Annotated in this window: 23 protein-coding genes; 11 read left to right on the top strand and 12 right to left on the bottom strand. The window is 63.2% G+C overall.

Annotated features, from left to right (window positions below):
* Positions 1-45: 45 nt before the first annotated feature.
* The gene (locus AB7813_RS11775) at positions 46-843 is read right to left on the bottom strand and encodes an SDR family oxidoreductase (RefSeq protein ID WP_439083019.1); all 798 of its coding nucleotides are present in this window, start codon (positions 841-843) and stop codon (positions 46-48) included.
* 83 nt (positions 844-926) lie between these two features.
* Entirely contained in the window at positions 927-1625 is a 699-nt protein-coding gene (trhA, locus tag AB7813_RS11780) for a PAQR family membrane homeostasis protein TrhA (RefSeq protein WP_184518994.1), read from the bottom strand.
* A gap of 224 nt (positions 1626-1849) precedes the next feature.
* Here trhA and AB7813_RS11785 point away from each other — a divergent pair, with 224 nt between their 5' ends.
* Both AB7813_RS11785 and AB7813_RS11790 read left to right on the top strand, forming a co-directional pair.
* Positions 1850-3313: a YcjX family protein gene (locus AB7813_RS11785; RefSeq protein ID WP_439083017.1), complete on the top strand. Its 1464-nt coding sequence runs from the start codon at positions 1850-1852 to the stop codon at positions 3311-3313.
* Entirely contained in the window at positions 3310-4344 is a 1035-nt protein-coding gene (locus AB7813_RS11790) for a YcjF family protein (RefSeq protein WP_439083016.1), read from the top strand. Before AB7813_RS11785 ends, AB7813_RS11790 begins: the two co-directional genes overlap by 4 nt.
* 12 nt (positions 4345-4356) lie before the next feature.
* Here AB7813_RS11790 and AB7813_RS11795 read toward each other — a convergent pair whose 3' ends face one another.
* Positions 4357-4749: a RidA family protein gene (locus tag AB7813_RS11795; RefSeq protein WP_439062772.1), complete on the bottom strand. Its 393-nt coding sequence runs from the start codon at positions 4747-4749 to the stop codon at positions 4357-4359.
* 129 nt (positions 4750-4878) lie between these two features.
* Between AB7813_RS11795 and AB7813_RS11800 the strand changes: the two genes are divergently transcribed.
* Positions 4879-5640, top strand: a complete 762-nt coding sequence (locus tag AB7813_RS11800; protein WP_441228094.1) for an ArsR/SmtB family transcription factor — start codon at positions 4879-4881, stop codon at positions 5638-5640.
* Here the strand turns inward: AB7813_RS11800 and AB7813_RS11805 are convergent.
* Entirely contained in the window at positions 5622-7220 is a 1599-nt protein-coding gene (locus AB7813_RS11805; protein ID WP_439062774.1) for a glycosyltransferase family 39 protein, read from the bottom strand. The two genes, AB7813_RS11800 and AB7813_RS11805, sit on opposite strands and share 19 nt — an antisense overlap.
* 119 nt (positions 7221-7339) lie before the next feature.
* Between AB7813_RS11805 and AB7813_RS11810 the strand changes: the two genes are divergently transcribed.
* From AB7813_RS11810 to AB7813_RS11820, 3 genes are all read left to right on the top strand, one after another.
* On the top strand, positions 7340-9100 hold the full coding sequence (locus AB7813_RS11810; protein WP_439083015.1) for an adenylate/guanylate cyclase domain-containing protein: 1761 nt from the start codon (positions 7340-7342) through the stop codon (positions 9098-9100).
* Positions 9101-9266: 166 nt separating this feature from the next.
* Positions 9267-9512: a hypothetical protein gene (locus AB7813_RS11815; protein ID WP_089265306.1), complete on the top strand. Its 246-nt coding sequence runs from the start codon at positions 9267-9269 to the stop codon at positions 9510-9512.
* Between the two features lie 322 nt (positions 9513-9834).
* Positions 9835-10035 (top strand): cold-shock protein, encoded by a 201-nt coding sequence (locus AB7813_RS11820; protein WP_068734210.1) that lies wholly within the window; start codon positions 9835-9837, stop codon positions 10033-10035.
* Positions 10036-10330: 295 nt separating this feature from the next.
* Here the strand turns inward: AB7813_RS11820 and AB7813_RS11825 are convergent, their stop codons facing one another.
* Together AB7813_RS11825 and AB7813_RS11830 are read right to left on the bottom strand one after the other, a co-directional pair.
* Entirely contained in the window at positions 10331-10939 is a 609-nt protein-coding gene (locus tag AB7813_RS11825; protein ID WP_439064563.1) for a hypothetical protein, read from the bottom strand.
* Between the two features lie 140 nt (positions 10940-11079).
* A complete protein-coding gene (locus AB7813_RS11830) occupies positions 11080-11544 on the bottom strand; it encodes an Lrp/AsnC ligand binding domain-containing protein (RefSeq protein ID WP_068734214.1) in 465 nt (154 codons plus the stop codon).
* Between the two features lie 112 nt (positions 11545-11656).
* Between AB7813_RS11830 and putA the strand changes: the two genes are divergently transcribed.
* From putA to AB7813_RS11845, 3 genes are all read left to right on the top strand, one after another.
* On the top strand, positions 11657-14656 hold the full coding sequence (putA, locus tag AB7813_RS11835) for a bifunctional proline dehydrogenase/L-glutamate gamma-semialdehyde dehydrogenase PutA (RefSeq protein WP_441228095.1): 3000 nt from the start codon (positions 11657-11659) through the stop codon (positions 14654-14656).
* 278 nt (positions 14657-14934) lie between these two features.
* A complete protein-coding gene (locus AB7813_RS11840; protein ID WP_320445112.1) occupies positions 14935-16140 on the top strand; it encodes a CaiB/BaiF CoA transferase family protein in 1206 nt (401 codons plus the stop codon).
* A 218-nt stretch (positions 16141-16358) separates the two neighbouring features.
* Complete coding sequence (locus AB7813_RS11845; protein ID WP_175368393.1) at positions 16359-16925, top strand: fasciclin domain-containing protein; 567 nt, start codon at positions 16359-16361, stop codon at positions 16923-16925.
* Positions 16926-17110: 185 nt separating this feature from the next.
* Here the strand turns inward: AB7813_RS11845 and AB7813_RS11850 are convergent, their stop codons facing one another.
* The 3 genes from AB7813_RS11850 to AB7813_RS11860 form a co-directional block, all read right to left on the bottom strand.
* A complete protein-coding gene (locus tag AB7813_RS11850) occupies positions 17111-17269 on the bottom strand; it encodes a hypothetical protein (protein WP_176454609.1) in 159 nt (52 codons plus the stop codon).
* A gap of 12 nt (positions 17270-17281) precedes the next feature.
* Positions 17282-18790, bottom strand: a complete 1509-nt coding sequence (locus tag AB7813_RS11855) for a hypothetical protein (protein WP_441228096.1) — start codon at positions 18788-18790, stop codon at positions 17282-17284.
* Between the two features lie 94 nt (positions 18791-18884).
* Positions 18885-19844 (bottom strand): hypothetical protein, encoded by a 960-nt coding sequence (locus AB7813_RS11860; RefSeq protein ID WP_439062778.1) that lies wholly within the window; start codon positions 19842-19844, stop codon positions 18885-18887.
* A 174-nt stretch (positions 19845-20018) separates the two neighbouring features.
* Between AB7813_RS11860 and AB7813_RS11865 the strand changes: the two genes are divergently transcribed.
* Positions 20019-20630, top strand: coding sequence for a glutathione S-transferase family protein (locus tag AB7813_RS11865; protein ID WP_439083011.1), 612 nt, complete (start codon positions 20019-20021; stop codon positions 20628-20630).
* Between the two features lie 122 nt (positions 20631-20752).
* Here the strand turns inward: AB7813_RS11865 and AB7813_RS11870 are convergent, their stop codons facing one another.
* From AB7813_RS11870 to AB7813_RS11880, 3 genes are read right to left on the bottom strand one after another with little or no spacing between them, the layout of a single operon-like run.
* On the bottom strand, positions 20753-21250 hold the full coding sequence (locus AB7813_RS11870; RefSeq protein ID WP_441228097.1) for a TPM domain-containing protein: 498 nt from the start codon (positions 21248-21250) through the stop codon (positions 20753-20755).
* Complete coding sequence (locus tag AB7813_RS11875) at positions 21250-22131, bottom strand: TPM domain-containing protein (protein WP_439083009.1); 882 nt, start codon at positions 22129-22131, stop codon at positions 21250-21252. Before AB7813_RS11875 ends, AB7813_RS11870 begins: the two co-directional genes overlap by 1 nt.
* Positions 22132-22155: 24 nt before the next feature.
* Positions 22156-22764 (bottom strand): LemA family protein, encoded by a 609-nt coding sequence (locus AB7813_RS11880; RefSeq protein ID WP_089265314.1) that lies wholly within the window; start codon positions 22762-22764, stop codon positions 22156-22158.
* Between the two features lie 188 nt (positions 22765-22952).
* On the opposite strand from AB7813_RS11880, the gene AB7813_RS11885 reads away from it, so the two are divergent.
* Positions 22953-24515 (top strand): AMP-binding protein, encoded by a 1563-nt coding sequence (locus AB7813_RS11885; protein ID WP_439083008.1) that lies wholly within the window; start codon positions 22953-22955, stop codon positions 24513-24515.
* Positions 24516-24710: the final 195 nt, after the last annotated feature.

The following is a 24710-nucleotide window of genomic DNA, read 5'->3' on the forward strand; positions in this document are numbered from 1 at the left end:
TCTCCCCGCAAATGCGGGGCGAGGTTAAGGAAGGCCCTACGCCCCTCACTTCGTCCCAAACGTCTCCCGCATCTTCGCCTGGATCTTGGCCATGCCGCCGATCCAGCGGTCGTAGTTCTCGGTCTTCTTGCGCATGTAATCGATCACCTGCTTGTGCGGCAGGATCAGGAACGTCTCCGCCTCGATCCCCGCGAGCGCATCCTGCGCCACCTGCTCCGGCGACAGATTGCCGTCATTGGATTGCGGACCCTTCGGAATGTTCTTCAGCATGTTGGTATCGACGCCCTGCGGACAAAGGATCGAGACCTTGATGTTGTCTGCCCGGTGGGAGATCGCGAGATTTTCGGCGAAGCCAACCGCGGCATGTTTGGTGGTCGAATAGGCCGGGCTGCCGACTTGCGAGAGGAGCCCCGCGGCCGAGATCGTGTTGAGGAAATAGCCGCCGCCACGCGCCTTGTAGAGCGGGATCAGATGCCTGGCAGCATAGACATGCGCCATCACATGGATCGCCCAGCTCCGCGCCCATGGTTCATCCGACGTGCCGCCCGCATTCGGGCTCATGGGATCGAAGCCGCCGCCGATACCGGCATTGGAGCAGAACAAAGCGATCGGCCCGTAATGCCGTTCGGTCAGTTCGATCACATGCTGAATGTCTTTTTCCTTGCCGACATCGCATCGGAACGCGGCGCCGCCGATGGCCTCCGCAACGGCCGTCGCCCGCTCACCATCGAGATCGACGACGACGACTTTCGCTGCACCCGCTTTATGAAATGTTTCGCATAACGCCTGGCCGATGCCATTGGCGCCACCGGTCACGACGACGACCTTGCCGTCTACCCGCATGCCGCACTCCCTTTGTTTGTTTTTGTTTCTTATTAGAGCATGATCTGATCCGAAAACCGGTACCCACTTTTCGGGATCATGCTCTAGGTGCTCAGCACCATATCGAGCACGGCCGTATAGTGGCATGCGGCGCCGAGCAGGACAAATGCGTGCCAGATGGCGTTCTGGAAACGCAGCCGCTGCCAGGCGTGGAATACGACGCCCAGCGTATACAGCGTGCCGCCGGCAGCGACGAACCACATGGTGAGCGGCGGCAGCGGCGTGAACACGGCGTCATAGGCCATCAATCCGCTCCAGCCCATGGCGAGATAGAGCACGACCGCAAGGCGATCGAAACGGCCAGGATAAACCAGCTTGATGACGATGCCGGTGATGGCGACGCTCCACACGCCGGCCAGCAGCGAGATCGCGAGCCGTGTGTTGGCGATCTGCGCGAAGAACGGCGTGTAGGTGGCGGCGATCAGCAAATAGATCGCGGAGTGATCGAAGCGGCGCAGGAACCATTTTCGCGGCGACACCGGCCACATATTATAGATGGCCGACAGCACCAGCATGGCCAGCAGGCCAACGGAATAGACCGAGACGGTCACGACCTCATAGGCCGTCGCAAACACGGCGGCGAGCACGATGAGGACGGTGGCGGCGATCAGGCCGGAGAACACGCCGAGACCGTGAACGATGCCGTCGGCGATCAGTTCGGCACGGTCGTAATTCCAGCGGATCGCGCCGGCCACCATGTGAGCGGAATTACTGGTCAGTTCTTTGATACGGAAAACGGTCATGGTGGCGTCAACCCGGCCGGTGCGATGCGGTGAGCTTGCCCCGTAAGCCCGCCTGTGACTTCCCCTGAAATCAGCGATAGATCATAGGCTGGAGATCGTCAACGAAAGCCGAACGACGAAGTGACGACGCTTTCGTGACGAACTTGATTTCAGCCAGACAATCGCCATTTTTAAAGGCAGACCAACACCCGCGCACCATTCACCATGACGAGCTTTCCCGCACGATGCCCAGCCTGTCCGAACTCGTCGAAGAAGCACGGCTGTCCGCGCGCGCATTGCTCGATTATGGCGATGGTCTGTTCAATCCCACGGTGCGGCTTGGGGTCACAGGCCTGTCGCGCGCCGGCAAGACGGTGTTCATTACCGCGCTCGTGCATGGCCTGACGCGCGGCGGACGCTTTCCGGTGTTCGAGTCACTGGCCACCGGACGCATCGCGAAAGCGCGTCTTGCGCCGCAGCCCGACGATGCCGTTCCCAGGTTCGCCTATGAAGAGCATCTGCGCACACTGATCGACGAGCGGCGCTGGCCGAACTCCACCACCGATATCAGCGAGCTGCGTCTGGTCATCGACTATCAGCGCGCGAGCGGCGCCGACCGCACGCTCACGCTCGACATCGTCGACTATCCCGGCGAATGGCTGCTGGATCTGCCGTTGCTCAACAAGAGCTATGAGGAATGGTCGGCGGAGAGCCTTGCATTGTCGCGGCAAGGACCGCGCAGGGCCCTGGCTGCGGCGTTTCACGCGCATCTCGCCATGCTCGATCCCAATGCGCCGGAAAACGAGCAGGCGACGCTGATCGCAGCAAAACTCTTCACCGACTATCTGCGCGCCTGCCGCGACGAACGCTTCGCCATGAGCCTGCTGCCGCCGGGCCGGTTCCTGATGCCGGGCAACCTCGCAGGCTCGCCGGCGCTCACTTTTGCGCCGCTCGACGTCGCCAGCGATGGTAGCGCACCGGATGGTTCGCTGTGGGCGATGATGAAGCGGCGCTATGAGGCCTACAAGGACGTGGTCGTCCGACCATTCTTTCGCGATCACTTCTCGCGGCTGGATCGGCAGATCGTACTCGTCGATGCGCTCTCGGCCTTCAACGCGGGACCCGAGGCACTCCACGATCTCGAAGCCGCCCTCGCCGGCATTCTCGATTGTTTCCGCATCGGCCGCAGCACGATCCTCAGCACGCTGTTCCGCCCGCGCGTCGATCGCATCCTGTTTGCAGCGACCAAGGCCGATCATCTGCATCACCTCAGCCACGACCGGCTGGAAGATGTGCTCCGGCGCACCGTGACCAAGGCGGTGTCGCGTTCGGAGCTGGCTGGTGCATCCGTCGACGTCGTCGCCATTGCTGCGGTGCGCGCCACCAAGGAAGCGCTGGTGCAGCGTGGCCGCGACAAGCTGCCGTCAATATTGGGCACGCCGGCCGCCGGCGAGGTCGCCAATGGCGAGACGTTCGACGGCGAGACTGAAGTCGCGACCTTCCCCGGCGATCTGCCGACCGATCTCGATGGCTTGTTTACCGGCGGTTCTTTCAAAGGCCTCTCGACAGATGCCGCCGACAAGGCCGACTATCGCTTCCTGCGCTTCCGCCCGCCGCTCCTCACGCGCGATGGCGGCGAGGAGCCGGCGCTGCCTCACATCCGCCTCGACCGCGCGCTCCAGTTCCTGATCGGAGACAGGCTGCAATGACCGACCGTACGCGCCGCCCGGCAACCTTCCGGCTCGACGATCCCCACGTCACCGTCATGGACGCCGACGAGGACGCCGGCCGCCTCGCCCGCGGCACCATCCGCATTACGCCCGAAGCCGATCCGATGGCGATGCCCGTCGTCATCGACGAGCCGCTACGGCCCGTCCGCACAGGCTTCCGATGGGGCAGGCTGTTCTGGACCGGACTCGGCGGCCTCGTGCTGCTCGGCACGGGTCTGGGCGTCACGCAACTGGTCCGCGACCTGTTCGCGATCAATGACGGCCTCGGCTTTCTTGGCCTCGGCTTCGCCGCGCTGGTCAGCATCGCGCTGATCGCCATCATCACACGCGAAGCGCTGAGCCTGATGCGGCTCGCCACCATCGAGAAGCTGCATGCCCGCGCGCTGGCCGTGATCGCCAGCGACGACCATGCCGAAAGCCGCGCCGTTCTCGCCGACCTGCTGAAGCTCGCACATACCAATCCGCGGCTCGCCCGCGCCCGCACCGCATTGCAGGGCCATGCCGATGACATCATCGACGGCGCCGATCTCATTCGCGTGGCCGAGCGTGAATTGATGAGCCCGCTCGATATCGAAGCGCGTCGCCTCGTCTCGGTCGCCGCGCAACGCGTCTCGGTGGTGACCGCCGTCAGCCCGCGCGCCGTGGTCGATGTCCTGTTCGTCGCTGCGGCTGCGATCCGGCTGGTGCGCCAACTCGCAAAACTCTATGGCGGCCGCCCGGGGACGCTCGGCATGATCACGCTGATGCGTCATGCCATCAGCCATCTCGCCATCACCGGCGGCATGGCCGCCAGCGACAGCATGATCCAGCAGGTGCTCGGCCACGGCATCGCCGCGAAACTCTCGCAGCGGCTCGGCGAAGGCGTGCTCAATGGCCTGCTCACGGCCCGCCTGGGTCTCGCCGCCATCGATGTGACGCGGCCATTGCCATTCACGGCGCTGCCACGCCCGCAGCTTGGCGATCTCGCGAAGGATCTGTTGCGGAAGCGAGACGGGGAAGAGAATACGTAATCCGCGCTACTTCTAGACCGCTGCCACGCAGTCGACCTCAACGTCGAACGGGCCATGCCATCCCGCAACGATGAAAAAGCCGCGTGCCGGCGGCTCGCCTGAGAAGTAACGCGCATAAACCCGATTGATGGTGTCGAACTGATCGGCCCCCGTGCAATAGACATTGCACTTGATCACCCTGTCGATCGATGAGCCCGCAGCCGTAAGGCACAGCGCCATCTGATCGAGGACAATCTCGATCTGCCGCTCCAGCGGGAAGCGCCTGATCTCCCCGCTCTCGGGATCATAGGGCGGCAGTTGCGAGACATAGACGAGATCGCCATAGCGCACGGCCGGCGCGACAGGAACCTTTCGTGCCTCGAAATAGGATGAGAACGGTTCGACGCGAATGAACTGTGCCTGCATGTTTCCGCTCCCGGCTGCCATGATTGATCGCATCATCGCACGGGGGACGGTCGGCGCCGGGCCAATTGGTTCGGCGCCGGCCGAACCGACGGGAGTGGCGGATTATCCGGCGAGCCGCTACGCTGGGATATGGTCGCCTCCGCAAACATGGTCGAAGTCGCAGCGCTGGTTGGCGACACTGCGCGCGCGACCATGCTTGCAGCACTTATGGGAGGTCAGGCGCTCACAGCAACCGAGCTGGCATTTCAGGCGCGGATATCCCGCCCCACCGCGAGCGAACATCTGGTTCGGCTGCTCAACGCGCGATTGATATCGGTGACACCGAGCGGGCGGTTTCGTTACTATCGGATCACATCACCGCTCGTGGCCCAGATGCTGGAAAGCATGATCGCCGTCGCGGCCCTGGAAATGCCACCGAGGCATCGACCGCGTTCCGCGCGCGATGAAGCGTTGTGCCTTGCACGCAGTTGCTACGATCACATGGCCGGACGGTTGGGCGTTGCAGTCGCGGACGCGCTGATCGCACGAGACTACATGCATCTGAGCGTAGACGGCGGAGTGCTTACCGACGCAGGCCACCGCTTCCTCTGCGACTTCGGAGCCAGGCTTGAAACCGACCGCCGCAGCAAGCGCATCTTCTGCCGGGCCTGCCTGGACTGGAGCGAGCGGCGCTATCATGTGGGGGGATTGGTCGGCGCCGAGCTGCAACGGCGGTTTCTGGAACTCGGATGGGTTGCGCGAACGGGCGCGACACGCGCCTTTAAAGTAACGGATGCCGGCAAGGTTGAATTGAAAGATATATTTGGCATCGACCTGGACGTCGCATGCACCAATCGCGGCCTCCTTTCCCCTCGTCAGCCGGGAGAGAGCAGTCAGCGCGCCGCCAGCTGAATGCGTGACGGCACAGACATCTCCGCCAGCGCCGGCCAGCGATAGAACGGTGTATCAGGCTTCGGCGTCAGGTCAGGCGTCCAGCCGGTGAGCTTGTCGATCGCATAGTGCTTCATGGCCGTGCCGCGCCACATGGTATCGACTTCGGCAACTGACGTGAGCACCGCACTCGTCGTCGCCAGCAACGGGCGCTGGTTGTCCGCGGTCTGCGCGATGTAAAGTCCGGTGTGCCCCTTAATTCTGTCCATGCCGGGATCGCGAAAGCCGATGAAGCGCGCGCGCTCGTTGACCTGCACCACCGGCACCTTGTCCTTGAGATGCCAGCGCAGCATCGCATAGGTGCGGTAGTCGGTCGTCGCGATCCAGGTGGCGCCGGTGCTCTTCATCTCAGCCAGTGCGCGGTCGGCCAGCACCTGATAGCCGCCCTCGCCGCCGAGCGGATCGTTCTTGCCGATCAGGTTCCACGGCGCGGCCACGCTATAGAGGAAGACCAGCACCACCAGCGGAATGCCGGTGGCGATGGCGGCGATGCTCCAGCCATAGGAGGCACGCACCATGCGCGGCGACCAGCCGTCGCCCGGCAGTTTCGTCAGATTGATCGCCGCCGCAGCGATCCCGGCAGGCCACAGGAACATCGGCCAGGTATCGCCGACACGCAGGGTCAGCGACTTCCATGCAAAGAAAAAGAACGGCACCAATACGCAGGTGGCGAGCAGGATCGCGACCGGTTCACGGCGGCGATAGCCACGCCATGCCGTGACGACAACCGCGGAGAGAATGACCGGCATCAGGATGAAGCCGACCTGACCGAACTGTAGGCCGAGAAAATCACCGAGCGTGCGCAGCGACACTTCGTTGTTCGTGGTGGCGCGGATGAACTGGAACCTGAACGATGCCCAGTCATGACCGGCATTCCAGATCAGGACCGGCGACGAGATCACCAGTGCGATCAGTACGGCCAGCCAAGGATACGGGCTGCGCAGCCAGCGCCCGCGCCATTCCGGCACCAGCATGAAAGCGAGAATGCCCGGCACAAACATCACCACCGTGAGTTTCGACAGCAGCGCGAGACCGCCGAAGACACCGGCCGCGAGCCACCAGCGTCCGTCGTGGCTTTCGGCCAGCCGCACCAGCGACCACAGCATCGCCATGGCGAACGGAATCAGCGCCACGTCCGGCGCGACCTTGGCCATCAGCAATCCGTAATACAGCGCCGCTTCCGACATCAGCACCGCCAGCAGCACCGCGCGCAGATCCTGCGTGACGCGGCGAACGATGTCGGCGAGCAGCAATTGCGTCACCGCCATCGCCACGATACCGGCGAAACGCGCGCCTAAATTGGTGTCGCCAAAGATCAGCGTGCCTGCACGGATGAACCATGAGATCATCGGCGGATGATCGAGGAACGACAGCACGTTTTCCTTCGACCAGGTCCAGTAATAGGCCTCGTCGGTGCGCAAATCGAACAGACCAGCATAGACCAGCCGCATCGCAGTCAGCGCCACAAGCAATGCGCCGATCACCCAAAAGGCGCGGCGGGAGACATTCCGATCGAGGTAAGGGTCGGGAAAAGACGTCATCGCCGAGCTTTTCGGCGGACTTCGCCATGCTGTCAACTTGTTGACTTTACTGCTGGATAAGGTCTGTCCGGAGGCCGCTCCGGATGGCATCGGAGCGCGTCTCGCCGTAGGGTTTCGCCATGGACGCGACGTTCAAGACAGCCAGCAACCTGCCCCGGACCGCCCCCACCACCGCGTGGTGGCGCGGCATCGGGCTGCGCCAGGTCAGGCTGGTCTGCGGACTGGTGCTGTTCACCTATCTGCTCAGCCATTTCCTGAATCACGCGCTTGGCAATATCTCGCTCGACGCGTTGCAGACCGGCGTCGTGATCCATGCCGGCTTCTGGCAGTTCTTTCCGGTCGCCGTGACCTTCTATTCGGCGGTGACGATCCATGGCGTGCTCGGCATCTGGGCGCTGTTCGAACGCCGGCAGTTCCGCTGGCGAGCCGTCGAGCCGCTGCAACTGGTACTCGGGCTCAGCATTCCCGCACTCATCGTCGGCCATGTGGTCGCCGTCCGCCTGGGAGAAAACCTGTACGACATCAATCGCAGCTATCCTCAGGTGTTCTATGGCTGGATCACGTCGCCCGCGAAGACGTGGTCGATGTATCTCGTGGTGGTCGTCTCCTGGCTACACGGGTGTATCGGATTGTATTTCTGGCTGCGGCTGAAAGCACACTTCAAGAGCCTCGCGCCCTATCTTCTGTCCGCTGCCGTGCTGATCCCGACACTGGCGCTGCTTGGCATCTTCCAAGGCAAGCGCGAGGTCGAGGCCAAGCTGGCATCGCCGCAATGGCAGGCCGAGAATTTCGGCCCGGACCGGATGGGCACCGCTCCGCAGCAGCAGACACTGGGCGACATCACCGACGATCTCCTGATCGGCTATCTCGCGCTGCTTGGTATCGTGCTCGCGGCCCGCGCCATCCGCATGGTCGTCGAACGCCGCGCCGGGATGATCAATCTGTCCTATAGCGACGGTCGCAAGCTGCGCGTCCCTCTCGGCCTCAGCGTGCTGGAAGCGAGCCTACGTCATCGCGTGCCGCATGCCAGCGTCTGCGGCGGACGCGCGCGCTGTTCGACCTGCCGCATTCGCGTCACCAGCGGTGTCGAGACATTGCCGGCACCTTCCGCGCGCGAAGCCTTCGTGCTGAGCAGGATCGGCGGCGCTGCCGACCCCGCGGTTCGCCTTGCCTGCCAGTTGCGACCGACAACTGATGTGGCCTTCGTGCAATTGTTCGCACCGCAGGTGACCAGCGCGAATGCGCATGCGTCGCAGCCGGCGCGGATCGGCCAGGAGCGTTATCTCGTCTGCATGTTCGTCGACATGCGCGGCTCCACCATGCTCGCCGAGAAGCGGCTGCCTTACGACACGGTGTTCATCGTCAACCGCTTTCTCGACGCCGTCTCGCGAGCTGTGATCGCAAGCGGCGGCAAGCCCAACCAGTTCATCGGTGACGGCGAGCTGGCGCTGTTCGGCCTCGCCTGCGATCCGCAGACCGCGTGTCGTCAGGCCCTGCAGGCTGCACGGCTCATTGCCGAGAATATCGAGGAACTCAATCGCGCCCTCGCCCATGACCTGCCGCAGCCGCTGCGTTTCGGCATCGGCATTCACGGCGGCGAAGTCATCGTCGGCGATATCGGCTATCGCGACCACATGGTGTTCACCGCACTCGGCGATGCGGTCAATGTCGCTGCACGCCTGCAGGACATGACCAAGAGCCTCGCTTGCGAAGTCATCATCTCCGAAGAAGTAAGCACCACTGCAGGCCTCGCGGGTGCCGCGCTGCCACAACAGGACGTCGCGATCCGTGGCCGTGCCGCGCCGATGAATGTACGCACGATCACAGATGCGAAGGTGCTTTCGTCTCTCGTTACCAGCGACATGGTTTCCGCGCTTTAACGCTGTTCCTGCAGGGCGCACACGCTTTGCCTGCCTGAACAAGCATTCAGAAAATTCCTACAGAGTTTCTTCGAACCCGCTCCGAAATCGATGCGACGAATTTGCGATGGATCGAACAGACAGATCCCGCAACCAGCGCTCCGCGCATCACTGAAGGAGAACGACCATGTTTCGCAAACTCGCACTCGCATTCGTTGCTGCAGCTTCCCTCGGCGCGATGGCGCTGACGCCGTCCACCGCATCGGCCCATGGCTGGGGCTGGCATGGCCATCACCACCACTTCCATGGCGGCGGCTTCTACGGCCCCACTTTCGGCATTGGCTATGTCGGTGGCGGCGGTGGATGCTATGTGAGCCGCCGCGTGATGACGCCCTACGGCCTGCGCTGGCGCACGGTTAACGTCTGCTACTAATCCTCGCATGAGGGCTGCGAACCCCGGCCACCTCGGCCGGGGTTTTGCATTGCAGCGATATCACCAGCGTGCAGGCGACAACGCATGGTCGTATTGCGACCGAACCCGGCACTCTACTTTTGCGACCTTCCGCCGCGTCGGAAACATCCTGAACAGCGACGAATCCCGGCAAATTGGACAGATAACGGTCGGTTTGGACGATTTCTGCACGCCGTTTGAGCTATCAAGCTTGGCAATCCGCGGGTAACGTGCGCATGTCGGATATGCCGGTTTGCGGGGACCGGCAGTTCGTTATCGATTTTGATCCCGCGGAGACGACGTGATGACTAAAGGCACTGTGAAGTGGTTCAACCCGACGAAGGGTTATGGATTCATCCAGCCGGCGAATGGCGGCAAGGACGTGTTCGTTCATATTTCGGCAGTTGAGAAGGCTGGCCTTTCGACACTGAACGAAGGACAGACCGTTGAATTCGAGGAAGTTGCCAACCGCGGCAAGACCTCGGCTGAGAACCTCAAGGTCTGATACATCTGGTTTGATACCAGTGTGATCCGGCTGCTTCCCCGGGCTTTCGTCAGGCAAGTTTTCCAGATCACGCCTCAACAATGTAGAGCGCATTCGGCACGAGCGGTTTCCTCCAAAGAGGCACCTCTCCTGCAACGCAATCAGTTTCACGCAGGATTGCGCTAATTCGATCCGCGGTGTGCGCTCTAGCCTAACTCCAAAAGTCCGAGCTGAGATCTTTGTAAGGTCCGCTCCTTAGAGCCGCCAGTTGACGTGACGCACGCCTCAGCGACGCGACGGCGCTCCATTCCCTGCTTCAGTTTTCCTTGACCCACTGATCGGCCGGCTTGACGTCCGGGAGCTGCGCATAGCCGCGCGTCCACATGTCGACCACCCATTCGGTGCCCGTCGCGCGGTCCAGCAGCACGGCGGTATTGTGCGGCGTCTGCAGCACCAACGCATTGCCGCGATAGCGCGGATTGCCCACCGTGTGATGCTTCAGCAAACCCCAGTCCTGGATGATCAGCAGCAGGCTGGTGACGTTGCGCGTCGTGTCCCAGCAATCGAAATTATGCTTGTCGTCGAAATAGCGGAAATCCGCATTGGCGATCCGCTTGTCGGTGCCGAGCACCGGGCCGACGCGGCGGTCCCACCACACCACCGCCTTCTGCACGGCAGCGCGTTCCGCCGCGGCCGACCCCTTGCCCGCGGCGAGAAGCTTGGTGAGCGCAGCCCTGTCGGCAGGCGTAAAATCGAAGGCGTGGCGACGCCGGCAGACGAAGCCGTAGCAGATGGTCATGGAACCGGCGGATGGCGGGTAGATCGACACCGACGTGTAGAGATCGCTGACCTCGCGGGACATTTCGATCGCGCGCGCATGCGACATCGAGAACAGGCCGGTCACTGCGATGACACCTGCCGCCATCAGAATACGAAAATCGGCGACACGAAGATTGAACTGGCCTGCCCGCATGATTTGCTCCGAGAGAAACGCGCGGAAACCTAACGCAGCGCTTTCGGGCTGCCAAGGCAACGGCAAGACAACGGTGGCGTTATCCCGGCTCGCTATCCCACGGGCAGCGGTGCGTCGCGCTTCACTTCTTCCATGACCGCGTAAGTGCGGCTCTCGCGCACGCCGGGCAGCGCCAGCAGGCTCTCGCCAAGAAAGCGACGATACGCGCTCATGTCGGCGACACGCGCCTTCACCAGATAATCGAAACCACCCGCCACCATGTGGCACTCCAGCACTTCCGGCGCGAGCCGCACGGCGCGGGCGAAGCGCTCGAACACATCTGGTGTTGTCTTGTCGAGCAGCACCTCGACGAACACCAGCAGGCCAAGGCCGAGCATCTGCGGATTGAGCCGCGCGCCATAGCCTTCGATATAGCCGTCGCGCTGCAGCCGCTTCAACCGCTCGCCGATCGAGGTTGGGGACAGGCCGACCTTCTCGGCCAGCTCGACATTGGCGATTCGGCCGTCAGCCTGCAGGACGGCGAGGATTTTCCGGTCAATCTTGTCGATATCGCTCATACCCGGTGTATAGCACGATCATTTCCGGATTATCTAAGGTAAAATTCCGATATCTCCTATCGAACTACGGACAGACCGGGATTAGGCTTGAAGGATATCCGAGGAAACGCCCATGCCACCCGATTCCATGCCTCCCTTCACCGCTCCCTATGCACCGGATGATGGGGCCATCGCTGCCGGGCTTCTGGCCAACGCAGCCATGACGCCTGCCCAGGACGCGCGGATCGACGCAACGGCGACGCGCCTGATCGACGCGATCCGCGCCAAAGACGACCGCTTCGGCGGTGTCGAGGACATGCTGCGGGAATATTCGCTCTCCACCAAAGAGGGCTTGGCGCTGATGGTGCTGGCCGAGGCGCTGCTGCGGGTGCCGGACGCGCGGACCGCCGATGCCTTTATCGAGGACAAGCTCGGCCAGGGCGACTTCATCCATCACGAGACCAGATCCAGTGCCTTCCTGGTCAACGCCTCGGCCTGGGCGCTCGGCATCTCGCAGCGCGCGATCCAGCCCGGCGAGACGCCGACGGGCACGCTAGGCCGGCTGGCCAAGCGGATCGGCCTGCCCGCGGTGCGCACGGCGACGCGGCAGGCGATGCGGCTGATGGGCAGCCATTTCGTGCTCGGCGAAACCATCGACGCGGCGCTGGCCCGCGCCCGCACGCCGTCCGAGCGTCCGGCGCGCTATTCCTTCGACATGCTCGGCGAAGGCGCCCGCACTGCCGACGACGCGCAGCGTTATTTCGACTCCTATGCCTCGGCCATATCAGCCATCGGCCACGCCGCGGGCAACAACCCGCTGCCTGACCGGCCGGGTATCTCGGTCAAACTCTCGGCGCTGCATCCACGCTATGAGGCGGTGAGCCATCAGCGCGTGATGCGCGAACTGGTGCCGCGCCTGATCGCGCTGGCGCAGCAAGCGAAGAGCTATGACCTCAATTTCACCATCGATGCCGAAGAAGCCGACCGGCTCGAATTGTCGCTCGATGTGATCGATGCGGCCTTTGCCGATCCGTCGCTGGCGGGATGGGACGGATTCGGGCTTGCTATCCAGGCCTATCAGAAGCGCTGCGCGGATGTGATCGACCACATCGACGCGCTGGCGCGCCGTCACGATCGCAAGATGATGGTGCGGCTCGTGAAGGGCGCCTATTGGGACACCGAGATCAAGCGCGCGCAGGAACGCGGGCTCGCCGGCTATCCGGTGTTCACGCGCAAGGCGATGACCGACCTCAACTACATCGCCTGCGCACAGAAGCTGCTGGCTTTACAGCCACGCATCTTTCCGCAATTCGCCACTCACAATGCGCTCACCGTCGCGACCATCCTCGAACTGGCTGGCATCAGCGGCGGCTACGAATTCCAGCGCCTGCACGGCATGGGCGATGCGCTCTATGAGCGGCTCGGCAAGGACCATCCCGCGATCCGTTGGCGCACCTATGCGCCGGTCGGCAGTCATCGCGATCTGCTGGCCTATCTGGTGCGGCGGCTGCTGGAGAACGGCGCGAACTCATCTTTCGTGGCGATTGCCGCAGATGACACCGTGCCGGTCACGACGCTGCTGAAGCGGCCTGCCGCAATTATTGGCGCGCCCGACGGCGCGCGACACGCGAAGATCCCGCTGCCTGGCGATCTCTATCGACCCGAGCGCACCAATTCGCACGACATCGAATTCGGCGAACGCGCTGCGTTGAACAAATTGCTGGCCGAGATTGCGGCCAGCAAGCCTGACATGGATAAGGTCGTTGATGCCAATGCCGAGCAGGCAGGTGCTGCTGTGACGGCAGCACGCGCCGGCTTTGCATCATGGAGCCGCACGCCGGCCGAAGACCGCGCGGCGATGCTCGACAACGCCGCGGACTTTCTGGAACAGCGCCGCTCGTCCTTTATCGCCTTGCTGCAACAGGAAGGCGGCAAGACGCTTGATGACGCGCTGTCGGAAGTCCGCGAAGCCATCGACTTCTGCCGCTATTACGCCGCGCGGGGCCGCAAGCAATTCGGCACTAGCCAGACAATGCCCGGGCCCACCGGCGAGAGCAACGTGTTGAGCCTGCGCGGCCGTGGCGTCTTTATCGCCATCTCGCCGTGGAATTTTCCGCTGGCGATCTTTCTCGGCCAGGTCAGCGCCGCGCTGATGGCGGGCAACACGGTTGTCGCCAAGCCGGCCGAACAAACGCCACGCATCGCGGCACGGGCCGTACGCCTGCTTCATGAAGCGGGTGTGCCCACATCAGCATTGCATCTGATCCAGGGCGACGGCCACACCGGGGCGGCGCTCGTCGCGCATCCCGCCATCGCCGGTGTGGTGTTCACCGGCTCGACCGAGGTGGCCCGATCCATCAACCGCACCCTCGCCGCTAAGGATGGCCCGATCGTGCCACTGATCGCCGAGACCGGCGGCATCAATGCGATGATCGTCGATGCCACCGCGCTGCCGGAACAGGTCGCCGACGATGTGGTGATGTCGGCGTTCCGGTCGGCCGGGCAGCGTTGCTCCGCGTTGCGGCTGCTATTGGTGCAGGACGATGTCGCCGACCGCATGATCGAAATGATCGTGGGCGCAGCCCGGGAACTCAAGCTGGGCGATCCCCGTGATACCGCCACCCATATCGGCCCGGTGATCGATGCCGAAGCGAAGCAGAAGCTGGATGCGCATATCGCGCGCATGATGCTCGAGATGCGCGTGCACCTTGCGGGCATGGCACCTGCAGGCAACTTCGTCGCACCGCATATCTTCGAACTCGCAAGCGCGCGGCAACTGACCGAGGAAGTGTTCGGTCCGGTCCTGCATGTGGTCCGCTACCGCGCTGCCGGCTTCGACAAGGTGCTGCAGGATATTGCCGACACCGGTTTCGGGCTCACGCTCGGCGTGCATTCGCGGATCGACGATATGGTGCGCGTGATCGCGCGCCTGCCGGTCGGCAATGTCTATGTGAACCGCAACATGATCGGCGCCGTGGTCGGCGTGCAGCCCTTCGGCGGCTTCGGCCTGTCCGGCACCGGGCCGAAAGCCGGTGGCCCGCATTACCTCGCCCGCTTCGCCACCGAACAGACGGTGACGATCAACACGGCTGCCGCGGGTGGCAATGCAGCATTGATGACAGATCAAAACTGATCCTTCTTACCCTCCCCTGGAGGGGGAGGGTCGGTGAGCAGCACGCGACGTGTGTTGCGAGACGGGGTGGGGTGAAGCCACAACGACGGAGCTTGCTGCTTCACCCCACCCCGCTGCGCGCTATGCACGCAGCGACCCTCCCCCTCCAGGGGAGGGTTAGCTGAGGCCGTTGCATCACCCATCGAAGATGGGTCAAATGCGCCACCGGATTCCAGATGGAATTAAATTCCGGCAGACGGCAAGAATAACACGCAAAACAAAAGCGACGGGAGTGACGCATGGAAGACGGTCTGTTCAAAGGGCTGAAGGTGCTGGACTGCGCGAGTTTCATCGCCGCGCCCGCCGCAGCCACAGTGCTGTCCGACTTCGGCGCCGACGTCATCAAGATCGAACCGCCCGGTGCTGGCGATCCCTATCGCAACCTGCCCAACCTGCCCGGTTATCCCAAGAGCGAACACAACTATGCGTGGATGATGGAGAGCCGGAACAAGAAAAGCCTGGCGCTCGATCTGGCCAAGCCGGAAGGCCAGGCGGTGCTCTACAAATTGATCGCCGAGGCAGATGTCTTCATCACCAATTTCCCGCCGCCGGTGCGCAAGCGCCTGAAGATCGCCTATGAGGATATCGCACCGCTGAACGAGCGGCTGATCTATGCCTGCTTCACCGGCTATGGCGACAAGGGCGCGGAAGCCGACAAGCCCGGTTTCGACTCCACCGCGTGGTGGGCGCGCTCCGGCATGATGGATCTGGTGCGGGCGGACGAAGACACGACACCCGCGCGTTCGATCGCCGGCATGGGCGATCATCCCTGCGCCATGGCGCTGTATGGCGCCATCGTCACCGCGCTCTACAAGCGCGAGAAGACCGGCAAGGGTTGCCAGGTGAAATCGAACCTGATGGCCAATGGCGTGTGGTCGTCGAGCGTGCTGGCGCAGGCCAAGCTGGTGGGCGCCAAATTCGAGAAGCGCCGCTCGCGCGAGGAAGCGCTCAATGCCGTCACCAATCACTACAGGTGCCGCGACGGCCGCTGGATCATGCTGTCGCTGCTCGCCGAAGAGCGGCAGTGGCCGGCTTTTACCAAATGCCTCGGCCGCGAGGACCTGCGCGACGATCCGCGCTTCGCAACCAAACCCGATCGCCATGCGCGCTCGGTCGAACTGATCAAGATCCTCGACGAGGTGTTCGCGACCCGCGACCTCGCCGACTGGCGCGAGCGACTTGACGGCAATGGCCTCGTCTTCGGCTTCGTCGGCATCCTCGACGATATTCCGAACGATCAGCAGATGAAGGACAATGACGTGCTGATCCCGTTCGAAGGAACCGACATCCTCACCATCAACAGCCCGATCTGGATCGGCGGCGAGACCAAGCGCAAGCCGCATCTGCCGCCGTCCATCGGCCAGCACAGCGACGAGATCCTGCGCGCCGCCGGCTTCGATGATGCCGATATCGCGCGGTTGCGCGCTTCCGGCACGGTAGCATAGTCGCGCAAGCCGCGGGTTACGCAGCCCGCGTGAAAGAGTTTCAAATTGCGATGCGGCCTGTGATCACGAAGTGGTCACAGGCCGACCTGAAACCGCCTCCCCTAAAACGCGTAGCTGGTCTCGTTAGCGCAACAGGCACTCGCCATGTCGCGCGGCAACGAGATCACCACGCCTGCGGATTCCCCGCCGGCGACGCCACTATCAACCGGGAGACGACCATGTCCAAGAAGCGCATTGCACTGCTGTCATTTGCCGCCTTCAGCACGCTGATGATTTCGGCGAGCTTCCTTGAGCCTGCTGCTGCCAAGATGATGAAGGGCGAGAACACCGTCATGGTAGGCGGCGCCGCGATGTATCCGTCGAAGAACATCGTCGAGAACGCGGTGAATTCGAAGGATCACACCACGCTGGTCGCCGCCGTGAAGGCCGCCGGCCTCGTCGATACGCTGGCCAGCCCCGGCCCGTTTACCGTCTTCGCGCCGACCAATGCCGCATTCGGCAAATTGCCGAAGGGCACGGTCAATACGCTGGTGCAGCCCGAGAACAAGATGACCCTCACCAAGATCCTCACCTATCATGTGGTGCCCGGACGGCTCTCGGCGGCCGACCTCACCGACGGCAAGAAGCTGACGACTGTTGAAGGCGAACAACTCACCGTCAAGCGCTCGGGCGGCAAGGTCACGATCGTCGATGCCAAGGGTGGCGCCTCCACGGTGACGATCCCGAACGTCAACCAGTCGAACGGCGTGATCCACGTCGTCAACACCGTGCTGATGCCGGGCTGATTGATCTTACCTCTCCCCGCTTGCGGGGAGAGGTCGAATTGCGAGCGGAGCGGAGCAATTCGGGTGAGGGGGAGCCAATATTTCACACGCTGGCTCCCCACCCGTCTCGAACGCCCTTCGTGCGTTCGATCCCCCCTCTCCCCGCCTAGCGAAGCTATGCTTCGCACTGCGGGGCGAGGGAAACGCTACCGCGCCAGCAGCCATCCGAAGAAGCCGAGCCCGAGCAGAACCGCCACACCGATCGCCCAGACGCTGACGCGGATACTGCTTGTCGTCTGCTGCTTGCTCTCGTTCTCGGCGATCGCGATGTCGCGTTCCTTGATCTCTTTGTCGGTCTCGTTCATCGCGTCCTCATTTCATTTCACGAAACACATGCCGATTGCAGACGACGCATCCGCGCCAACCTGCTGACAGGCGAGACCTTCGGCACAGGTCCAGGACGCGAAACTCTTGTCCGCGACACCTTTCTGCTTCGGTCGATAACATGTCGCACCCCAGCCATCGAGGAGAGGCGATCCCGCGAGTTCATTGTTACCACGCATCTGCGGGCGATCGGAGAAGCCGCGCGAAAAATCCGGCGCCTTTCCATCGCGCATCGCCATGACGATATCGCGACGGCGGGGCTGGTCACCGATGAAACGCGGCGATGCGGCAACCGTTACCTGCGATTGGTCTGCCAGCGTGTCCGCGCCCGGAAAATGGAAGCCACCGATGCCGCGGATCTGGTGGCAACCACCGCAGGTGATGTCGTTCAGCCGCCGCGCGAAGCCAGCCGGCGAACGGATATTCTCCAAGGCGCCGCCCTGCGCCACTGCCCGCTCCAGCGCGGCGACGACGTCACGCTCGCTGAACACGCCCTTCCCCTTGCTGTCTATCAGCCCGAATTCCGGCTGCAGGGCCGACGGTGCAAAGCCGGCTGGTGTCGACGACAGCGACGTGGTCGCAAGGAATTTCTCGGGGATCAAAACTGTACCGCGATCGAAAGCAAGGAGATTGACGGGCGCAAGCAGCCAGTCGCGAAACGCGCGACCGAGCGCCGCATCAGCCAGCAACCGGTCACGGTCGATCTGGTTCTCCATGGGTGCCTCGCGAAACTGCTTCACGGTGGCATCGAAGCGAAACACCTTCTGCAAATAGTCGGTGCGGAATTCCTGCGTCTCGGACTTCGGTCGATGCACAATCTGCAGATTGGTCTCGACGCGATCGACATGCGCGGCTGTGATTGTCGCAAGCGGACCATCCGGTTTCAGCAAGCGATCTGCGCGTGCTGCGCCAGTCTCGGTGAATGACGGAGAGTCGAGCCAGCGCCCGGCGAGATCCGCGCATGTCACCGACGCATCGTTCAGGTCCTTCGCACGAAGCACAAGATTGAGCGTCATCGGCAGACGCGGCGGCGTTGTGCCAGCGGCCGTGCGCGTGAGGCGATAGATCAGCCTGATCTCGCCGCAGGTCTCCGGCGCGACATAGGCCCGATCCATACGATTGACGATCCCGGCGAGAACGAACCGCGCGTCCGGCGATGTCAGCATTGCCTGGTCGAACAGTTGCACATCATGTCCAGGGCCGACGCCGATACTCACGCCCGGCTGGTGTGTGCGGTGATCGGCGAGATAGCGCGCAAAGGCATCGTCCAGCGCGGCGCGCACCGGTGTCATCGCAGGCAGAGCAAACAGCGCGTCGTTGGGGATCGGCGTTGTCCGCGCGGGATCGAGCAGCTGCGCGAGGCCGAGACCGCGGGTGTTGTGCGTTTCCAGTGCCCGCAACACACCGGGATCGGTGACGGCGAGACCATTGCCCTCATCCGCCCGCGCGACGGGAGCCACGAGGCAGAGCAGCACGGCAATGAAGCTCAAGCGAAGTCGCACGGCGCTATCCCAGACGTCACGTCGGGAGGCTAGCCCAAAAGAAAGGCCGCTGCACCAGCAGCGGCCTGAACGCATTCGTCGCTAGAAGGGTGGATCAGCGGGCGACGATCAGGCCCTTGGAGGTGACCACCGTCCAGCGGCCGTCCTGTTTGCGGATCGCGTCGATGCGGCCGAGTCCGGGAACCGGATCGCCGGCATAGACTTCGAAGATTCCGGCACGACCCTCGATGGTAGCGCCGCCGCCGGCGATGTCGATGATGCGCCAGCCTTCGACCATGGGCAGGCGCGCAACTTCAGGCTTCGGTGCCGGGGTCGGCACCGGGGCGTTGATCGAACCGGTCACTTCCTTGGCCGGTGCCGAGGCAACCGGTGCAGGGACCAGCGCGGGTGCAGCAGCAGGCGGCGGCGTGGTGCGCAGCTTTTCGACGGTCTCGCTCAGCTTCGCGAGTTTCGCGGCCGGTTCGGCCTGGCCCTTCTCAAGCTTGTCGAGACGCTCGGCAGACTTCGCGCGCGCCGCAATGGACTGCTTGGCGTTGCGGTCGACCTCGGCCTTGAGCGCCGAGAGTTCACCGTCGAGACGGGCAATGTGTTCTTCCAGTGCCTGGTTGGTCGACTTGGTGTCGTCGGCGGCAAACAGCTTGCCGAGGCCGGACATAGCCACCGAACCGCCGACTGCGCCGACGGTGATGCCCAGCGCGATCATCGCGGCAATCGCCATCATCCGGCTGCGGCCAGCCTTCTCTGCCGACTCGATCTTCGGCTCGGAATTGACGAAGTCTTCCCACGAGCGCTCGCGCGCCGCATGCTCACGGGACGCGCCCTCATGCGGGCCGCTGTCGCGGGAGGGCGCCATGATGGTGATCCGGCCGGGCGCTCCGAGCTTCGGCGCTTCCCGCTTTGGCATCTGGGCGGGGCGCTCCTCGCCCTGCTCCGGTGCGAGCTTCGGCGAATCCACGTGAATGTCAGCATCGTGGGAGCCGGCCGCCGCCGCGGCGCCGGTGTCGACGTGATCGCCGCTGACGTCTGGGGTGGAATCGGCCTTGTGCTCGCTCACGATCAAATTCTCCGGAATAGATGAACACTTTGGTAACTTTCATTGCTTGCCAAATCCTTACCGGGTGCAGTGCTTACGAAAATTTCACCTCTTGTCCGGCGATGGGAACCGTTGCTTGACGCGCACGCGCCCCGCCCGCACAACACCAGCAAACAGAACAATCGGGGAAATGCCATGAAGCTCTACGATTCCATCGGACCGAATCCGCGCGTGGTGCGCATGTTCTTGGCCGAGAAGGGCATCAGCCTCCCCGTCCAGACCGTCGATCTTGCTGCTGGCGAGAACCGCGAACCCGCGCATCTGGCGCGCAATCCGCACGGCCAGATGCCGACGCTCGAGCTCGACGACGGCGCCTATGTGTCCGAGACGGTCGCGATCTGCGAATATGTCGAGGAGACGCATCCGATGCCGCCGCTGATCGGCACCACGCCCGAACAGCGCGCCGAGGCACGGATGTGGCGGCAGCGCGTCGATCTCAACATCTGCCAGCACATCGCCAACGGCTATCGCTTTTCGGAGGGGTTGAAGCGCTTCGAGACGCGCATCGTCTGCGTACCCGAAGGCGCGCCGGGCCTGAAGACAATCGCCATCGACCGGCTGCGCTGGCTCGACGGACAGATGGCCGGCAAGACCTTCATCTGCGGCGAGCGGTTCACGATGGCCGACATCGTGTTGTTTTGCTGGCTCGATTTCGCCGACAAGGTGAAGCAGCCGTGGGATCGCGGAAATGCGAAGGTCGCGGCGTGGTTCGAGCGGGTCGGTGCGCGGGAGTCGGCGAAGGCGTGAGCGGAGGTCAATGACCTCTCCACGTCATTGCGAGGAGCGAAGCGACGCGGCAATCCAGAAGGTCACAAGCGAAGACTGGATTGCTTCGCTACGCTTGCAATGACGGCTGAGGGAGCAGCGCGTTACAGCACCACCGGCGCATCGGGCAGCTCATTCGCCAACGCGCCGTCCCGCGGAAAGTGAGCCGCCAGATGCTGCGTCACCGCGTCGATCCCCTTGATCACGCCGCGCTCGAAATGCCCGGCGCGAAACTCCGCTTCCATCATCTGGCAGATCGCTTCCCAGCCGGCTTTGCCGACGCGGGCATCGATGCCGCGATCGACCACGATCTCGACGTCGCGATCGGCGAGCAGCAGATAGATCAGCACGCCGTTGTTATGCGCGGTGTCCCAGACGCGCAGTTGCGCGAACACACCGATGGCGCGTTCGCGGGCGGATTGATTGCGGAACAGCGGCGCGCCGTCGAGCGCGCCCTCGACCACGAAGCGGATCTGTCCGGCATGGCCGGCTTCGGAGGCCTTGATGGCCTGTTCGATCGCCGCCAGCGATTGCGGCGGGAACGCCTTGCGGACCCGCGAGCGATTGCCGAGCAGATGGTTGCCGATGCGTTTCAGGCTCATCACCAACTCCCCGAAGCGCCGCCGCCACCGAAACTGCCACCGCCTCCACTGAAGCCGCCGCTGCTCGATGAGCTCCCTGATGACCAGGAACCGCCGCCGCCCCCGATATAGCCACCACCGCGGCGTCCACCGCCTCCGCCGCCCGACATGAGGGCCTCGCTGATCAGCGTAAAGAAAAACGCGACCGCGCCGAGAATGCCGCCGAACAGCAGGCTGCCGGCGACAAGCCAGACCACCGCGGTGACAAGCCCGCCGGTCGCCAGCGAGCCGAACAGCCGGCCGAAAATGTTGCGCAGGATGCTGCCGAAGATCAGCACACCGAACAGCAGGAACGGCGCATATTCCATGATCTGATCGAGGGCATTCGAATTGCCCTTCCATTCATCCGGCGCTGGCAACGGCTCGCCGTCGATCACCTTGATGATCTGGTTGACGCCGGCTGTGATGCCACCGGCGAAATCGCCGGTCTTGAAGCGCGGCGTGATGATCTCGTCCATGATCCGTTTCGTCGTGACGTCGGTCAGTGCGCCTTCGAGGCCGTAGCCAACTTCGATGCGGAGCTTGCGATCGTCCTTGGCGACCAGCAGGATCGCGCCGTCATCGACTTTCTTGCGGCCAATCTTCCAGGCTTCGGCAACGCGGATGGAGTATTGCGCGATGGCTTCCGGCGCCGTGGTGGGCACGATCAGCACCACGATCTGGCTGCCCTTGCGTGCCTCGAAGTCGCGCAGCGTGCTGTCGAGCGACGCCCGGTCGGACTCGCTCAACGTCATGGTCTGATCGACCACGCGCCCCGTCAGAGCCGGCACGGCCACATCGGCCAGAGCAATGGCGCTCCAGCACAGCAGCAATGCCAGCAGGCAGGCTTTGATCGCCTTCATCGGATCGGCCTGATCGGCACCGGTCTATTTCGCGGGCGCCGGCGTCGGGTTGAAGTCGACCTTCGGCGCGGTCGAGATTTCGCTCTCATTGGCGACGGAGAAATTCGCCTTCTCCTTGTAGCCGAACATCATGGCCGTCAGATTGTTCGGGAAGGTGCGCACGCCGACATTATAGTCCTGCACCGACTTGATGTAGCGGTTGCGCGCCACAGTGATGCGGTTCTCGGTGCCTTCGAGCTGCGACATCAGATCCTTGAACAGCGCGTCCGACTTGAGCTGCGGATAGTTCTCGGTGACCACGAGCAAGCGCGACAGCGCGCTGGAGAGTTCGCCTTGCGCGGCCTGGAATTTCTGCAGCGCGGCGGGATCGTTGACCACATCAGGCGTCGCCTGCACCGAGCCGACCTTGGCGCGTGCATTTGTTACGCCCAGAAGAACGTCCTTCTCCTGCTGCGCGAAGCCCTTCACGGAATTCACGAGATTCGGCACGAGGTCCGCGCGCCGCTGATACTGGTTGACCACTTCCGACCAAGCCGACTTGACCTGCTCATCATTGGTCTGGATCGCGTTGTAACCGCAATTGGTCAGGCTGAGGGTCGCCAGTGCTGCCAGCACGGTCAAAAACTTGCGCATGAAATTCTCCTGTGACGCGGCTCAAATGGCTCGACCGCTTCTAGCACAGGCAAACGACGAAAGCCGCCACAAGTTCATCGCGAATGCTGCAATGCCCATACGGGTTTATGTTTGCATGCCCGGCATTCGTTGTTAGCCTTGCCGCAACCATCGGCCCACAGAAGCCGAGGACATTTGGGGAGGTTTCCATGACGGACGTGCTGAACACGTTTCCGACCGTTGGCGCGCAGACCCTGCGGGCCCTGGCGCGCTATCCGGACCGCATCGCTTTCAGCTGGCCCGGCGGCTCGATCACCTATCGCGGCACCACGGACCTGATCGCGCGACTGCAGAATGTGTTCATGAACCTCGGCGCACAGCCCGGCACGAAAGTGGCGCTGCTCACAGCCAACCGCGCCGACACCTGGTGCGCCGGCGTCGCCGCGCAACTGTCGCGTTTCGCGATCTCCTGGCTGCATCCGCTGGGCTCGATGCAGGATCAGATCGACCAGATCGAGGATGCCGAAGCAACGATCCTGATCATTGACGCCGACAATTTCCTGCAGCGCGGCGGCGAGCTCGCCTCGCGCGCGCAGGGCCTGCAACACGTATTCACGCTGGGCCGTGCAGACTACGGCATCGATCTGCTGAAAGTCGTCGGCTCAGGCGGCAGCGCCACTGCGCGGGACTTTGCACAGGTCGATGACATCGCCGTGCTGAACTACACCGGCGGCACCACCGGAAAATCCAAGGGCGCGCTGCGCCGGCATCGTGAAGTGTCGGGTTTTGCCAGCGCCATCCTGTCCGACTTCGAAATTCCGGACACGCCGAGCTATCTCACGGTGGCGCCGATTAGTCATGTCGCCGGCACCAAGGTGCTGCCGACGCTGATGCGCGGCGGCACGGTGCACATGCTGAAGGGCTTCGATCCCGAGGCAGTGCTCAACACCATCGAACGCGAGCGGATCAATTTCACGCTGTTCGTGCCGACCATGATCTATGTGTTGCTCGACAACCCGACGCTGTCAAAGACCGATCTATCGTCGCTCGATCTGGTGCTTTACGGCGCATCGCCGATGTCGCCGAGCCGACTGGTGGAAGGCATCGAGCGCATCGGTCCGGTGTTCTCGCAACTTTATGGACAGACCGAATGCTATCCGGTCTCGGTACTGCGCAAGACGGATCATGATCCGAAGAAGCCCGAACTGTTTTTGTCCTGCGGTTTTCCGATCGCGGTCTGCGATGTCCGCATTCTCGACGATGACGATCAGGAGGTCTCGCCCGGTGAGGCCGGCGAAATTTGCGTGCGTGCGCCGCATGTGATGAAGGAATACTGGAAGCGGCCGGAGCAGACGGCCGAAACGCTCAAGAACGGCTGGCTGCACACCGGTGACATCGCCCGCGCCGACGAGCGCGGCTACATGTTCATCCTCGACCGCAAGAAGGACATGATCGTCTCCGGCGGCTTCAACATCTTCCCGCGCGAGATCGAGGATGTGTTGACCACCCATGCCGATGTGGCCATGTGCGCTGTGGTCGGCGTGCCCGACGACAAATGGGGCGAGGCTGTCACCGCCATCGTGGTCGCGCGTGGCGGTGCGAAGCCGGATGCGGATGAGCTGATCAATCTGGTCAAGACCCGCAAGGGCTCGGCTCATGCGCCGAAACACATCAAGTTCGTGACTGAGCTGCCGATGACCGGCGTCGGCAAGATCGACAAGAAGGCGCTGCGCGCGAGCTTCTGGGTCGGGCGCGAGCGGATGGTGGGGTAAGGGGCTTAGCACTAACGCCGTCATTCCGGGGCGCGTGTGCATCTTGCGCACGCGAACCCGGAATCTCGACATGGCTGAACACTTCGGGATTCCGGGTTCGCCTGCCAGCGGCTTCGCCGCTGACCTGCGCCCCGGAATGACCGTGGAGGGTCACCACCTAGTGACTTGCATGATGATAGTTACTCCCCTATCTTC

This window comes from Tardiphaga sp. 20_F10_N6_6 (assembly GCF_052076045.1).
Lineage (GTDB): Bacteria > Pseudomonadota > Alphaproteobacteria > Rhizobiales > Xanthobacteraceae > Tardiphaga > Tardiphaga robiniae.